The sequence below is a fragment of the Acinetobacter sp. SwsAc6 genome, assembly GCF_013391565.1.
GTDB lineage: Bacteria > Pseudomonadota > Gammaproteobacteria > Pseudomonadales > Moraxellaceae > Acinetobacter > Acinetobacter cumulans.
In genome coordinates this window covers 1-14,234 of sequence record NZ_JACAXE010000026.1, presented here as the reverse complement: position 1 = coordinate 14,234, position 14,234 = coordinate 1, and the positions used below count along the sequence as shown (strand labels likewise).

Genomic DNA, 14,234 nt, shown 5'->3' with positions numbered 1-14,234 from the left:
CTATTTTTATTCAGCTTATTCTGCTTTATTAGCGCATATTGCCAATAATCGAGCTTCGGCTGTCCTGCAGTTTCTTAACAAAATTTGTCATTTGCTCAAAAGCTTCATTGCGCTTATTTGACAGACTCTGCAAGCGCAGCATATCCATCTGCTGACTATTGGATAACGAATCTATTTGGGATTTTGTATTGTTTATAGAAGCGGATAATACGCTTTTACTGATTTTATTATCCGCAATGAGGGCAGTGACTGAAACACCAGCCTTAGCCGCGGCTTCCAGCCACTTCTTATACTCTGGACTATTTACAATATTTGGCCCTAGCATCAGATGAGTTTCATCCTTCTTAAATAACGCCAATAAGCCGTTGCTTGCTGCCAATACATCATTGAGCTTAGCAATTTGATCATTTTTTGCCTGCACAGCATTAATCTGAGCCGCAAGCTGGTTTTCAAGTAATTCTGCTCTTCGCGATTGCACCTCTAAAAGCGCGGTTTCAATATCAAGCCCCTGAATAATACCAGCATAGCTGCTGCCAGTAAGGCTGATACTATTGCCAATTGCGCCGATACCTGCGGCAGAACTGCTTCCCCCTGCAAAACTGCCTCCTCCTGCAGCAGGGAGTTTAATATTGCCCTGCGCTGTAAATTTCAGGTCTCCTAAGCTGTAGTTGGAAGCATCCGGCCCAGTCAGTACAGCATCATAAAGATGTACTGTTTTTTGATTTCCTGGCTTATTGTCTTCAAACCGGCCTTTGGCATTCAGCACCAATTGATCCCCGCCAATCTTCCCGCCCAATACTGCATTTTGCGTATTGATAGAGGCATAGAAAGTGCCATCATCTGAAGTTGTAATTTTATCCGCCACAATCACGCCTGAAATGCTCGAAATGATTCTGCTGTATATGTCAGCCTGTAAATTTAATGACGGATTGATCAGCTCATAATTTGAAGCGTCTTTGCCAGCCAGCTGCAGGCTCAGCCATACATTTTTATTTTCACCAGCATTTTTATCTTCAAATTGCCCCTGCGCATTAATATGCAGGTCATCCAAGCCCACTTTGCCTTTCAGCACACTCATCCCTGTATTAATATCGGCATAAGCTATTCCGTCATAGGTTTTGCTTTGTGCAGATAAACCTTGAACCTCTGTAATCAAAGCTTTGGAGATATTCGCCGTGCCTTCAAAGCCTGCCAGCGCCGTATCTTTCAGTTTGTAGTTCAGCGCGTCTTTACCTATGAGCAGCAAGCTGTTGAGTGAAACATTTTTGCCTGTACCTGCATTTTTATCTGCAAAAACGCCATTGACCCAAATACCTAAATCATCGCCGCTGACTTGTCCATCGAAACTGACGCCGCGGGTATCAAACTCTGCTTTGATAGTCCCGTCATAGACTTTATCCGCTGCCTTCAGGCCGTTGATTCTACTGATTTCCGCCTGCTGTATATTCGCTGTTAAAAAAAGATTTTGATCATAGAGCTGATAATTTTTCGCATCCGCCCCAATAAGCGCAAGATCAGAAAGAATGACTTGCCTGTCTGTACCTGCATCTTTAGCAGCAAAGGCGCTGCTGCCAATATTCAAAGAAACTGAATCTCCTAGAATCACTCCATTTAAAACGGCGCTGTTCTGACCGATCACTGCATTCACTGTGCCGTCATATACTTTATCCTGCGCCTGAAGTCCTGAAATGCCTTGAATAACAGCCTTCTCAATCACGCCATTCAGCCAGGGCGCATTTGCCGACAGCTGATAATTGGCTGCATCGGCACCATGGATCTGCAAGCCTTCCAACTTGGCAATTTTGGCGCCTGCATCTTTGCTGCCAAAACTTGCTCCCTCGGCATAAAGAATCACATTATCGCCTTGGATCATGTCTGCTGACATTGCATATTGACTGTAGAGCGGCGCAGACAGTTTTCCATCATAGGTTTTGATAATCGTCCCAAAGCCGCTGTTATCCGAAATAACTTTCTGCGTGATATTCGCAGAAGCTGTGTACGGTGTATTTTGCAGCTGATAATTTTGAGCATCGGCCCCAGTCAGCACCAGATCTGAAATATAAACTGTTTTATTCTGTCCCGCATTCTTATCTGAAAATATGGCTTTTCCTCCGCTCAAGGCAACAAAATCGGAAGCAATTTTGCCATTCAGCTGCGCACGCCAAAGTTCAGCCTCTGCAGCATCTGTACCGTCATACACTTTGTCTTTTGCCAGCAGCTGGCTTACCGTCAAATCCGCTTTTTCAATATCCGCCGACAGCACTGACGAATGTCCTTCCAGCTTATAATTCGACGCATCTGCACCAGTTAAATTCAGGCTGCCGATATAGACGGTTTTACCCTCTCCTGCATTTTTATCTGCAAAGCTTGCAGTACCGGATGCACTCAGTTCATCGCCTTGAACTTTGCCAGAAAGAACAGCATTGGATGCATCCAGCAGCGCATTGACCGTGCCGTCATAAGTTTTATTCAATGCTTTTAAACCGCTGTCTATGCGGATTTCAGCCTGATGGATGTCTGCTGCTGCGGTTAAGCCGTTTTGCAGCAGCGTGCTTGACAGCGCATAGTTGCCTGCATCCGCACCGCTCAGCTGCAAATTGCTGACTTGCGCGGACTTTGCCGAACCGGCATTTTTGTCGATAAAGCTTGCACTGCCGGTTAGAGAAATGCTGTCATTTTCAACCTTTCCGAAGAGCATTGCATCTGCAGCATTCAGTGATGCATTCACTGTGCCGTCATAGGTTTTGCTCAAGACTTCTATCCCGCTGATACTATCGATGACTTTTTGAAAAATAAACGCTGACGACGTCAGATTAGATGCAAGCTCATAATTCTGCGCATCAGCGCCATTCAATGTGACATTGTACAAGCTCACCGTTTTACTTCTGCCTGCATTTTTGTCGGAGAACTGCGCACTTCCAATTGAAACTGTGACCTGATCTGCCCCAAACAGCCCTGCCGCAACAGCATTTGCATTCACTTGTGCAGTCAGCAGCCCATCGTAGATTTTATCTGCAACCGCATTGCTGATCTGATAGATCTGCGCTTTGCTTAACGTGATATCGCCTTGAGAAAAGATCAAATCGTAGCCGTTTTGTACTGAATACAGCCCAGCCAGCTGAGAATGGCCTAATCCCGCATTTTTAATGCCTCCGGTATAAACAGTAGATCCGAGAATTTTTGAAGCATCTGCCCAATCATCCAACACCGTATAGCTGCTGCTGTTTTGCATCTGGCCATTATATGTGCCACTGTAGTCATCCGCTTTTACTGTCAGAGGTGTTAAAAATGCTTTGAGCAAAGGTGCAGTCTGCCCTTCATAAATCCGCCAAGCGCCATTCATTCCAGCCCTGTCTGCAACAGACCAGCCCAAAACTGAATAGGCCGCGCTATTTTTTTCCTGTCCAGCCATAAATGCAGCAATTGCACCTGAGCTGTCCCAAACCTGCTGTGAACCATCAGCATTCAACGCATAAGCTTCTTTGATAACGGTACTGTACACTTCACCAGCAAGCGCCCCTGACATATTATCCGCCTGCACATTGACATCTGCATAAGCGCGTTCAATGCTGCTGAAATAGGATGAGCCAACCAAGCCGCCGGCATAGTTCTGCGCTGCAACTTTGCCAGTAACGAAACTGTTGCTGATATGAGTACTCGATATGCTGCCGGCCAAACCGCCAATATTGTCATCTCCTGAGACATTAACATTCATCAAACCGATATTGCGGATATCCGCATCTAGCGTCTTGCCAAACATCCCCCAGTTACTGCCTTGACCCTGGCCGCGCTGCACAGCATGAACAGTCAAATTTTCAATGATATGACCTAAACCGTCAAAACGGCCAGTGAATGAGCGGTTGCCACTGTTTGGGCCAGTACCTTCAATCAGCGTACCGACAGGCGAAAAATTGGCAAGCGCAGCCGCATCAATATTGCTGCCTAAAGCATAATTGCCGCTGAGATCATCCTGCATGTTCTGCACAGCATGGATATCCGTCAAAACATGAAAAGCCTTAAAATTCTGTACATCAGAACCGCGCTGAATGCTGAAATTCAAGCCCTGCTGCAAATGCACCGGCGCTTGAATATAATAATCTGCATAGATAGGCTTCATCATCTGTTCATCAGCATCAAAGATCTCACTAATGCTGCCGTCAGCACTTTGCTGACCGTATTTCAAATGCAGCTGACCGCCTGCACCTTTGCCGGCATCAATGACATGATTGATGTAAATATCATTATAAGCATCCAGTGTCAGCGCTTTTCCGCTGTCCCATGCAACAGCGTCTTCAATGATAATATCGCCTTTTCCGGACGTATCCGTATTTACCGCGCCGGATGCTGAAGCCTGCGTCAGGCCCGTTTGCACAATCACATCCGTCGTCTTTAACGCAGCGCTTAATGCAGCGCCGGTTATATGGCCATTCTGCCCGACTTTAAAATCCACAGGATCAATCAGCCACTGTCCCTGTTTTGCGCCATGTTCCGCCTCTGTGCTGACTTTAGCCGCATCAGAAACATGAACCGCCGCAGCCGAAGTTTCGATAAACCCGCCATTCTGACCATTTTTGCCTTCAGCAGCCAATGTTCCAGAAATATTGCTTTGCCCATTCGACATATCGCCTAATAGCACAATTTCGCCCTTCGCATTTGTCTCAAGACGGTTAGCTTGGATATAGCCGCTATGGTTGACAACCGCTCGGCCCAGCTGCTTTTCTGCAGCAGCCGTTAAATGCACAGTTCCATTATCTGCAATAATGGCGCCGCCATTGTCGACCAGCGCCTGCAACGCGCCCTGATCAATGTCATAGCTGGCTAGTTTTCCATTTTGCAGCGTAATGCGCACTTTTTCCGCTGCGGTCAGTTCCACACGGCCATTTGGTGCAGTAATTTCACCGGTATTTTTAACGGCTGAAGCAATCAGCGCAACCGTGCCTCCATGCGCAGCAGTGATTTTCCCATGGTTTTCAACAGACGCTGCTTTGCCATTGCCGGAAAAACTGAATTTTCCCTGAAACAAATCCTGATCTTGCAAATCTAAAGTAGAAGCTACAATCCCTCCGGCATTGACCTGCGCTGTTTTGGAAAATAGCACGCCATTTGGATTAATCAAAAAGACTTGGCCATTGGCATTCAGCCTGCCCATGATTTGGCTGCCATTACTGTCCAACACCCTGTTCACTGCAATAGAGGAATTATTTGGCTGAACAAAGTTAACCTCTGCCTGACTGCCGATATTGAATGTATTCCAGCTTGCTGATAAATTCTGACTTTGCTGCAGTACATTCAGCGTGTTGCCAGACTGTTTAAATTCTGCGCTGCCTGCAATCACCTGCTGGCCTGTTGGCAATGCAATATCACTGATCGCTGCGGATACACTGAAAGACAATAATGAAAGTGCCGGCAATACCAGCAAGCTGAGATAATTTGAATAGATTTTAGACGATGCCTTATTTTTTTTAACGGCAGCACACGATGCGCCTGCTGCATTTTTTGCAAGTTCAGATACTGCCTGCCAGCAAGATTTATTCTTATTCCAAATGATTCTATATATTTTGTTCATTTTTCACCCAATAGCAAAGCTAAATGAAGCTATTAGAACATTAAACAAAAAACAGTCATATCACTTAAATTTGGGATATTTTTCCATTCATCCTAAAATTAGGCCCAAAAAAAAGACCGCTAAAAGCGGTCTTTTTTTATCATCTAAGATGATTAAGCAGCCAATGCGCCTTTAGCTTTTTCAGCTAAAGCTGCAAATGCAACTGAATCATGCATAGCGATGTCAGCAAGTACGCGGCGGTCGATGATCACTTGAGCTTTTTTCAAGCCATCGATCATACGGCTGTACGACAAACCGTTTTGACGAGCACCAGCATTGATACGCGCAATCCATAGAGCACGGAATTGACGTTTCTTTTGACGGCGGTCACGGTAAGCGTATTGACCCGCTTTGATTACTGCTTGAAACGCAACACGATAAACACGTGAACGCGCGCCGTAGTAACCTTTAGCACGAGCTAGAATTTTTTTATGACGGCGATGAGCCTGTACACCACGTTTTACACGAGCCATTTAAAATCTCCTTAGATGTATGGGCACATAGCACGAACTGAAGCAACGTCACTTACGTGAACCATTACACAGCCGCGTAATTGACGAATACGCTTAGCAGATTTTTTGGTCAAAATGTGGCGCTTGAACGCTTGTTTGCGTTTGAAACCGTTTGCAGTCGCTTTAAAGCGTTTAGCTGCACCACGGCGAGTTTTCATCTTAGGCATAACAACCTCTTTTGAACACCTGTTCGGCACGTTCGCACCATTGCGATTACGCCCTGCAGGTAAGGGAGCGAGTATTCTAAAGCATCTTTGTTCAAAACAAAAGCACCATCGAAAATTAAAATCTACCTCTGAGGAGCTTAGTTTTATTTTCTATAAGCTTTACATGATGAAATATCAACCAAGCATAAACTGCGACTTATAATTTTCGCATCTTCTCTCCAGTTGCCTGTTATGACACCTGCACATGATGCATTCGCAGCCTTACGCTATCGTGATTTCTCAATTATCACCCTCAACCAATTTAGCTTGACCTTAGCCATTTTAATTCAAGAAATTATTGTGGCTTATTCCCTCTATCAAATTACCAAAGACCCACTCACCTTGGGCCTAATTGGTTTAGCAGAAGCGATTCCATTTATCAGCCTTTCCTTGTGGGGCGGTTATTTTGCTGACCGCTTTAATAAGCAATTAATTATGAAGATTTGCTTATTTTTTGCCATCCCCATGCCGCTCATTTTATGGTGGTTGTTTCACTTATATGGACAAGCAACGATTGGCGTACAAACGCTGTCATGGGGTATTTATGCCGTCATTTTTGGCCTAGGCACCATTCGTGGTTTTTATAATCCCTCTGCTACGTCATTAAAACCATTTTTAATTCCACGTGAACTGTACGCCAATGGTGCAACATGGACCACGATTGGTTGGCAAAGTGGCGTTATTTTAGGGCCAATGTTAGGCGGTTTTATGTTGGCCTTCTGGGGACGTGAAAACAGCTTACTTAGCGTTGCAGGCCTATTAGTACTGTGTTTTGTGCTGATTAACTTACTGCAAAAGCGTCAGTTTCCAAAAATTGAAACTGACAAACTTTGGAATAGCTTAGGCGATGGATTTCGCTTTATCTGGAAAACCAAAATTGTGCTATGGGCCATTTCACTGGATCTAGTCTCAGTGCTGTTTGGTGGTGTGATTGCACTTTTGCCCATCTTTGCAGAAGATATTTTAAAAGTTGGTCCAGAAGGCCTTGGCTATCTGCGCGCAGCACCTTCAATCGGTGCATTAATAACGATGATTGCACTCACCAAGTTTCCACCCACACAAAATGCATGGCGCAATATGTTATTAGCAGTTGCGGGCTTTGGCTTCTTCACCTTGTTATTTGCCTATTCAAACGTATTGTGGCTGTCTTTATTTGCACTCGCTATGACAGGCGCTTGCGATAGTATTTCAGTTGTCATTCGCCAAACCATTTTACAAATCTATCCGCCAGAAAATATGCGTGGTCGTGTCGCCGCTGTAAACGGTATGTTTGTCTCTTCAAGCAATGAGTTAGGCGCTTTTGAATCAGGTTTAGCCGCAAAATACATGGGGACAATTATGGCAACTGTGTTTGGCGGCTGTATGACCCTCGCTGTTGTTGTGATCAGTTGGTCAAAAACCAAAGATTTATTTGGACTAGACATCACCAAGGGTACAGAAAAATAGCGAAAACAGTGGATTTAGACTTGCCAGTATTTCTAATTCAGGAAATACTGCGCTTCAATATTGACCAATCATCACATTGCGTGATTAAAGCCTTTAACTTATGAAAAAAATTCTGTGCTTATCTACTTTAATGTGCCTCCCACTGACGGCTTACAGTGCAGCTACGAAACAAGTCCATCAGCTTCCTGCACAGACGATTGACGTCTCACCGACATCGCACTTAACCACACGTTTACAGTGGTCTAAGTTTCCAGAGCCGAATTACAGCATTGAAGATTTAAAAAATGAAAATCGTGCAGCAATCATTCGTGTGGTGGCCAATACCAAAGGTGATGTAACCAATGCTACGGTTGAAGAAAGTACTGGCCTTAAAGCCCTCGACCAGCTTTTAATTCAAGCCGTTGAAGATGCTCAGGTCAAACCCCATATCAAAAATGGTCGTGCCGTATCACAAATAGGTTATCAAGCCTTTAACCTCAAGCTCAGCAACAAAGAAACTGTGTGTGACTACCAGTTCGATTCAAAAGTTTGGCTTGCTCAAAGCGAAGCAAAAAAAACTGCTTTTCAATATGTAGTGCAACCAAAGCTGAGTCTTAACTCAAGTCAGCTCAATGGCCATAACCGCCAAGTTAAATTTAGCTTTGCCACAGACAAGCACGGCAACGTTAAAAAAGTAAAAATTAAACAAGGTTCTGGTATTTATGCACTGGATCAAAATATTGTACAAGCCGTATCAGACAGTAAAATTAGCGTAAAACGCAATGCGCGTACCTTATGGATGTATAAGCAATCCCACTTTAAGGACCAAATTGAATTTAAGCTCAATGCTTGCAAATAATGTCCACACTAAGGCTCATCTCATTTGATGGGCCTTTTTTTATGCCGACTTCAATCATGCACAACGTTAAAATACATTAATAAAAATCAAATAAACGCAAAGATAACGCCCAATTTTTGCCACGCTTACCAGCACTAAAAACCGCCAAAAATTTTCTTTTAATAGACCAGCAATTAAGGTAATTGGATCGCCAATGATTGGTGTCCAACTGAGCAACAATGACCAATAGCCATATTTTTGATAGAAGTCCTGAGCCTGTTGCATTTTCTGGGCAGATACAGGAAACCATTTTTTATTTTTAAATTGTTCTATCTTTAGGCCCAAATACCAATTAACACAGGAACCTAAAATATTACCCACGCTTGCTATGGCAATGAGCCACCCAACTGCATAACTGTGCTGTATCAACAAGCCTAACAAAACCGCCTCAGACTGCAAAGGCAACAGTGTGGCTGCCCCAAAGGCGCAAAGGAATAACAAAAACAAACTCATGCTGTGCTATTCCTCTGTCTGGTTGTTATTACAAACCTAATCGCTGTTTGGTCTTACGGTATTCCCAAATCGACCACAAAACCATAACGCCAATAATGAAAGCGCGCGACCAACCATAACGTGTAGTTAGCGGTTGAATCACTTCTTTTAATCTGACTTGATCATGTGTTTGCAATGCATTAGCGACCGTTTGAATATGCACAGCCTCGGCAATAAACAAGACTAAAGACAGCACAATAGCTGCAATAATGGCAAAATAAACCCGCGAATTGGCTTCCACAATGCGTGTCAGATTTAAGAAAAATTCTTTCATGTATTCATCCAATAAAAAACCACCGCAGAAGTGGTGGTTTTATGATTTTCAATCATCTTAGCATAACTGCTTAAAACAATGCCTTGTTATTGCCATCAGACTTTTATAGCCAATGCTTTCTGCACCGCAGGGCGCGCCGTTAAGCGCTCGACATACTCTTTCACTTGTGGATAATCTTCTAACTGAATCCCCTGCCACTCATGACGCAAAATCCAAGGCAGTATCGCCATATCTGCAATCGAGTAGCCGCCAGCTACATATTTTTGCCCAATTAATTGATGATTTAAAACTTTGTATAAGCGCTTAGTTTCATTCACATAACGCTCAGTTGCATACGGAATACGCTCCGGCGCAAAACGACTAAAATGGTGATTTTGACCCAACATTGGACCAAAGCCACCCATTTGCCACATCAGCCACTGCTCAACTTCAACACGCTCAAATTCATCTTCAGGATAATACAGTCCAGTTTTACGGCCAAGGTACTGTAAAATAGCACCCGACTCAAATACGGAGATGGCTTCACCACGTGGCCCGTTTTGATCCACAATCGCTGGTATTTTGTTGTTTGGCGAGATTTTTAAAAAATCAGGCTGAAATTGATCATCCTCTAAAATATTAATTGGGAAAATTTGATATTCCAAGCCCATTTCTTCTAATGCAATGGTGATTTTATGGCCATTGGGCGTCCCCCAATAATACAGATCAATCATATACTTATCCTGTCAATGTTCTGATTTTTAATATCAACTGTCTTGATTTATGTGCTGTTTATAGCATGCATTACGCTTTTAAACCTTAACTTAAACTGAAACTCAGCATAAAAATATAGCGAAAAAGATAACAAATTAAGCAATGTTTTTCTCAAAATCCGATTATTCGCCAAATACATCTATTTCAATTTTTTATACTGCCCTTAACCCTGATTATGTAGATACCATTAAGCATGCTTAAAGTGTAGCTTTCATGTCTTTTATTTAGATCAGCACTTCAATCCTATTATTTCAATAAAAAAAGCCCTGCAATTGCAGGGCTTTTTTTCAAAATGTAGATTACTTACGTTTTTTAGGACCAAGTAACATACCCATTTGACGACCTTCCATTTTCGGGGTCTGCTCAACAACACCCACATCAACCACGTCTGCTTCAATTTTTTGTAATTGAGCCAAACCAAGTTGTTGGTGTGCCATTTCACGACCACGGAAACGCAACGTAATTTTTACTTTGTTGCCTTCCTCAAGGAACTTGATGATTGCACGTAGTTTTACGTTGTAATCACCAACATCAGTACCTGGGCGTAACTTGATTTCTTTCACCTGTACTTGATGTTGTTTTTTCTTCGCTTCTTTCTGCTTTTGCTTAAGATCAAACAAATGCTTGTTAAAGTCCATGATTTTGCAGACTGGTGGCTCAGCATTTGCAACGATCTCAACAAGGTCAAGATCAGCAGCTTCTGCTGCGCGCAAAGCTTCATTTAGAGATACAATCCCTTTTTGCTCGCCATTTTCGTCTACAAGACGGACTTCTTTTGCACGAATTTCATCATTCAACGCAGGACGGTTTGATTTACTACCCTGTTGATTACGGTCAGGCTGTTTAATCGCTTTTACTCCACAATGTACCGGCCACGTTCGGCTACGGCTGCTTTCACTAAGTCAACGAAAGCATCGATTGACATAGTGCCCAAATTTGTTCCAGAGCGGGTACGTACGTTTACTGTACCTTCTTCTACTTCACGGTCCCCAAGTACCAGTAAGTAAGGAATACGCTCTAATGTACGTTCACGAATCTTAAAGCCGATTTTCTCATTTCTCAAGTCAGAAATGGCACGAATACCGTTTTCTTTAAGTTTCTCGACGACTGACCCACATGCTTCTGCTTGTGAATCTGTAATGTTCATTACACATGCTTGGATTGGTGACAACCAAGGTGGCATGAAACCAGCATAGTGTTCAATAAGTATACCAATAAAACGTTCGAAACTGCCAAGAATTGCACGGTGCAACATTACAGGCTGATCACGATCGTTGTCTTCGGTTACATAAGAAGCGTCTAAACGTTCTGGCAAGTTGAAGTCACATTGAATTGTACCGCACTGCCATACACGGCCTAAGCAGTCTTTTAATGAGAATTCAATTTTCGGACCGTAGAATGCACCTTCACCTGGTTGAAGTTCCCACTCTAAGCCAGCAGCATCTAAAGCATCTGCCAAAGATTTTTCTGCCATGTCCCAAAGTTTGTCATCACCCACACGTTTTTCTGGACGTGTAGACAATTTCATTTGCACTTCTTCGAAGCCAAAATCTTTATAAACATCTAAAGTCAGTTTAATAAAGTCTGCAACCTCAGTACCAATTTGTTCTTTAGTACAGAAAATATGCGCATCATCTTGGGTAAAGCCACGTACACGCATAATGCCGTGCAATGAGCCCGATGGTTCGTTACGGTGACATGAACCAAACTCAGCCAAACGAACAGGAAGATCACGGTAAGATTTTAAACCTTGGTTAAATACTTGCACGTGACATGGGCAGTTCATCGGTTTTACAGCATAGTTACGATTCTCTGAATGCGTCGTAAACATGTTGTCTGCATAGTTTGCAGCATGGCCTGATTTTTCCCAAAGCGTGAAATCCACCACTTGTGGTGTACGAATTTCTTCGTAGCCATTGGCTTGTTGAACTTTACGCATGTACTGCTCAAGTACTTGATAAATGGTCCAGCCGTTCGGATGCCAGAACACCATGCCCGGTGCTTCTTCTTGCATGTGGAACAAATCAAGTGCTTTACCAATTTTACGGTGATCGCGTTTTTCAGCTTCTTCAATACGTTTGATATATGCAGCAAGCTGTTTTTTGTCTGCCCACGCTGTACCGTAAATACGTTGTAGTTGTTCGTTTTTCGCATCACCACGCCAGTAAGCGCCTGACATTTTAGTCAGTTTGAATGCTTTTAAGAATTTAGTATTCGGTACGTGCGGACCACGGCACATATCCAAATAGTCTTGATGGTAGTACAAGCCCATTTCTGTTTCGTCAGGCATGTCTTCAATCAGACGTAATTTATAATCTTCGCCACGTGCAGTGAATTCTTTAATCACTTCATCACGCGGTGTCATTTTTTTAATAACGTCATAATCTTGATCGATGAGCTTTTTCATGCGCTCTTCGATGGCAGCCATATCTTCTGGTGTGAATGGTTTTTCACTGAAGATGTCGTAATAGAAGCCATCTTCGATGACTGGACCAATTACCATTTTTGCTTGTGGGAACAATTGCTTAACTGCATGACCTACAAGGTGAGCGCAAGAGTGACGAATGATATGAACACCATCTTCGTCTTTAGGCGTGATAATTTGCAAGCTTGCGTCTGCTGTAATTAAGTCAGATGCGTCAACCAATTGACCGTTTACACGACCAGCAACTGTATTTTTTGCAAGACCAGGACCGATGCTTTGAGCAACTTCCATCACAGATACGGCGTGATCAAATTCTTTTTGATCGCCATTTGGCAAAGTGATAATTGGCATAAAAAATCCTTAAGGAGTGATGCCCCGTACAATAGAGCATATCACCGCGAGATTATGATCGAGGGAAACCCTCAAAAGATAAAAACGGTGGATAAATAAAATTCGATCTAAATTTTACACGTCTTGGCCCGTTTAATAAACCGTTAATGCTGATTTATCCACAGATGTCTATATTTCCTAAAACATGTGTTCTTACAATTAGCCACTCTATAATCAAATCATTCCATATTAAGCTTAGCTTGAAAATCCAATTTTGATGGTCTTGGACATCACTTAGAGTTTTCAAAAATAATTTATCTGATTAGCAAAATTACTCACTGAATAAAATTAGGCAGGTATGATGCAAGCACATTCTTTAATTTCTTGGACAGAACTTTCCCCATTAAAGCCCGCTTATGCTTTAGCGGCGAATGTCGATTTAATCGTTCTTCGCTTACCCGAAGATGACCCAGAAAATGTGGTCGTCATGTACGGTCGTTGCCAGCACCGTGGTGCATTGATGGCGGATGCACATATTCAAGGTGATAAAATTGTCTGTGGCCTACATGGCTCGCACTATATTTATAAAACTGGAATCAACCCTCGTTACCTCAATAAAAACCTACAAAAATTTAAAGCATGGGTAGAGAACGATCAGGTTTTTGTTGATTTAGAGGAAATTACAGCTTGGGAAAAACGCAATCCGCAACAATATAAACGCGATCAATACCAAGGTTTATATGCAGATTCTGCACCTGCACCAGAAGAGCCACACAATAAATTTATTTTAGAGCTTGCGCGTAATGGCCTAAAAAACTTTGGGCATCATGGCCCGACGGCTGCGATGGGAGTCCCTTTTGATAAGCTGCCCAAATGGGAAGATATTCAACTGGTGACTGCACAGCTGTGGAAAGTGCCTCTACTTGATGATGCACCCGTTGCAACAAAAGTGGTGATTGGTCCAAATGCCAAAAAGCCCTTGGTTTTAGATATTCCACTCTTTGTGTCCGATATGAGTTTTGGCGCCTTATCACAAGAAGCAAAAACAGCACTTGCAATGGGCGCTGAGCTGGCAGGTACAGGGATTTGCTCGGGCGAAGGCGGTATGCTCGCCGATGAGCAAGCTGCCAACTCGCGCTATTTTTATGAACTGGCCTCAGGTCGTTTTGGCTATGACATTGAAAAAGCTTAGATTAGCATTTGAAGTGCAACACCATGTTGTTGCCATAATACCTGACTCGGACTTTTAAAGCCGAGTCTTTTTCTTGGCCGATGATTCAAGCGTTGAGTGATTTCTGAAATATATTCATCCGT

At 43.1% G+C, this 14,234-nt stretch carries 11 protein-coding genes; 3 read left to right on the top strand and 8 right to left on the bottom strand.

All coding sequences use genetic code 11. The features are described from left to right. Nucleotides 1-28: 28 nt before the first annotated feature. The 3 genes from HYG93_RS14765 to rpmI all read right to left on the bottom strand — a co-directional run bounded on the left by HYG93_RS14765 (nucleotide 29) and on the right by rpmI (nucleotide 6,284). On the bottom strand, nucleotides 29-5,566 hold the full coding sequence (locus tag HYG93_RS14765) for a YDG domain-containing protein (RefSeq protein ID WP_106986231.1): 5,538 nt from the start codon (nucleotides 5,564-5,566) through the stop codon (nucleotides 29-31). 152 nt (nucleotides 5,567-5,718) lie between these two features. Then, nucleotides 5,719-6,078: a 50S ribosomal protein L20 gene (gene rplT, locus HYG93_RS14760; RefSeq protein ID WP_004723060.1), complete on the bottom strand. Its 360-nt coding sequence runs from the start codon at nucleotides 6,076-6,078 to the stop codon at nucleotides 5,719-5,721. A gap of 11 nt (nucleotides 6,079-6,089) precedes the next feature. Continuing rightward, a complete protein-coding gene (gene rpmI / locus HYG93_RS14755) occupies nucleotides 6,090-6,284 on the bottom strand; it encodes a 50S ribosomal protein L35 (protein WP_004804484.1) in 195 nt (64 codons plus the stop codon). A 231-nt stretch (nucleotides 6,285-6,515) separates the two neighbouring features. Here rpmI and HYG93_RS14750 point away from each other — a divergent pair, with 231 nt between their 5' ends. Beyond that, nucleotides 6,516-7,769: an MFS transporter gene (locus HYG93_RS14750; RefSeq protein WP_106986232.1), complete on the top strand. Its 1,254-nt coding sequence runs from the start codon at nucleotides 6,516-6,518 to the stop codon at nucleotides 7,767-7,769. A 100-nt stretch (nucleotides 7,770-7,869) separates the two neighbouring features. Next, a complete protein-coding gene (locus HYG93_RS14745) occupies nucleotides 7,870-8,607 on the top strand; it encodes an energy transducer TonB (protein ID WP_106986233.1) in 738 nt (245 codons plus the stop codon). 66 nt (nucleotides 8,608-8,673) lie between these two features. On the opposite strand, the gene HYG93_RS14740 is transcribed toward HYG93_RS14745, so the two are convergent. From HYG93_RS14740 to thrS, 5 genes are all read right to left on the bottom strand, one after another. Next, nucleotides 8,674-9,099, bottom strand: coding sequence for a YqaA family protein (locus HYG93_RS14740; protein ID WP_106986234.1), 426 nt, complete (start codon nucleotides 9,097-9,099; stop codon nucleotides 8,674-8,676). Between the two features lie 28 nt (nucleotides 9,100-9,127). Next, nucleotides 9,128-9,412, bottom strand: coding sequence for a hypothetical protein (locus tag HYG93_RS14735; protein ID WP_106986235.1), 285 nt, complete (start codon nucleotides 9,410-9,412; stop codon nucleotides 9,128-9,130). A 95-nt stretch (nucleotides 9,413-9,507) separates the two neighbouring features. Then, nucleotides 9,508-10,125 (bottom strand): glutathione S-transferase N-terminal domain-containing protein, encoded by a 618-nt coding sequence (locus tag HYG93_RS14730; protein ID WP_106986236.1) that lies wholly within the window; start codon nucleotides 10,123-10,125, stop codon nucleotides 9,508-9,510. Nucleotides 10,126-10,464: 339 nt separating this feature from the next. After that, nucleotides 10,465-11,013, bottom strand: a complete 549-nt coding sequence (infC, locus tag HYG93_RS14725; protein ID WP_106986237.1) for a translation initiation factor IF-3 — start codon at nucleotides 11,011-11,013, stop codon at nucleotides 10,465-10,467. A 5-nt stretch (nucleotides 11,014-11,018) separates the two neighbouring features. After that, nucleotides 11,019-12,941 (bottom strand): threonine--tRNA ligase, encoded by a 1,923-nt coding sequence (thrS, locus tag HYG93_RS14720; protein ID WP_120364267.1) that lies wholly within the window; start codon nucleotides 12,939-12,941, stop codon nucleotides 11,019-11,021. Nucleotides 12,942-13,278: 337 nt separating this feature from the next. Here thrS and HYG93_RS14715 point away from each other — a divergent pair, with 337 nt between their 5' ends. Then, on the top strand, nucleotides 13,279-14,112 hold the full coding sequence (locus HYG93_RS14715; RefSeq protein ID WP_202981939.1) for a glutamate synthase-related protein: 834 nt from the start codon (nucleotides 13,279-13,281) through the stop codon (nucleotides 14,110-14,112). Nucleotides 14,113-14,234: the final 122 nt, after the last annotated feature.

Bases quoted from the DNA above. Each gene is read 5' to 3' on its own strand.
- HYG93_RS14730 (WP_106986236.1), bottom strand. From the start codon at position 10,125: ATGATTGATCTGTATTATTGGGGGACGCCCAATGGCCATAAAATCACC.
- HYG93_RS14715 (WP_202981939.1), top strand. From the start codon at position 13,279: ATGATGCAAGCACATTCTTTAATTTCTTGGACAGAACTTTCCCCATTA.
- thrS (WP_120364267.1), bottom strand. From the start codon at position 12,941: ATGCCAATTATCACTTTGCCAAATGGCGATCAAAAAGAATTTGATCAC.
- rplT (WP_004723060.1), bottom strand. From the start codon at position 6,078: ATGGCTCGTGTAAAACGTGGTGTACAGGCTCATCGCCGTCATAAAAAA.
- HYG93_RS14750 (WP_106986232.1), top strand. From the start codon at position 6,516: ATGACACCTGCACATGATGCATTCGCAGCCTTACGCTATCGTGATTTC.
- HYG93_RS14735 (WP_106986235.1), bottom strand. From the start codon at position 9,412: ATGAAAGAATTTTTCTTAAATCTGACACGCATTGTGGAAGCCAATTCG.
- HYG93_RS14765 (WP_106986231.1), bottom strand. From the start codon at position 5,566: ATGAACAAAATATATAGAATCATTTGGAATAAGAATAAATCTTGCTGG.
- rpmI (WP_004804484.1), bottom strand. From the start codon at position 6,284: ATGCCTAAGATGAAAACTCGCCGTGGTGCAGCTAAACGCTTTAAAGCG.
- HYG93_RS14740 (WP_106986234.1), bottom strand. From the start codon at position 9,099: ATGAGTTTGTTTTTGTTATTCCTTTGCGCCTTTGGGGCAGCCACACTG.
- HYG93_RS14745 (WP_106986233.1), top strand. From the start codon at position 7,870: ATGAAAAAAATTCTGTGCTTATCTACTTTAATGTGCCTCCCACTGACG.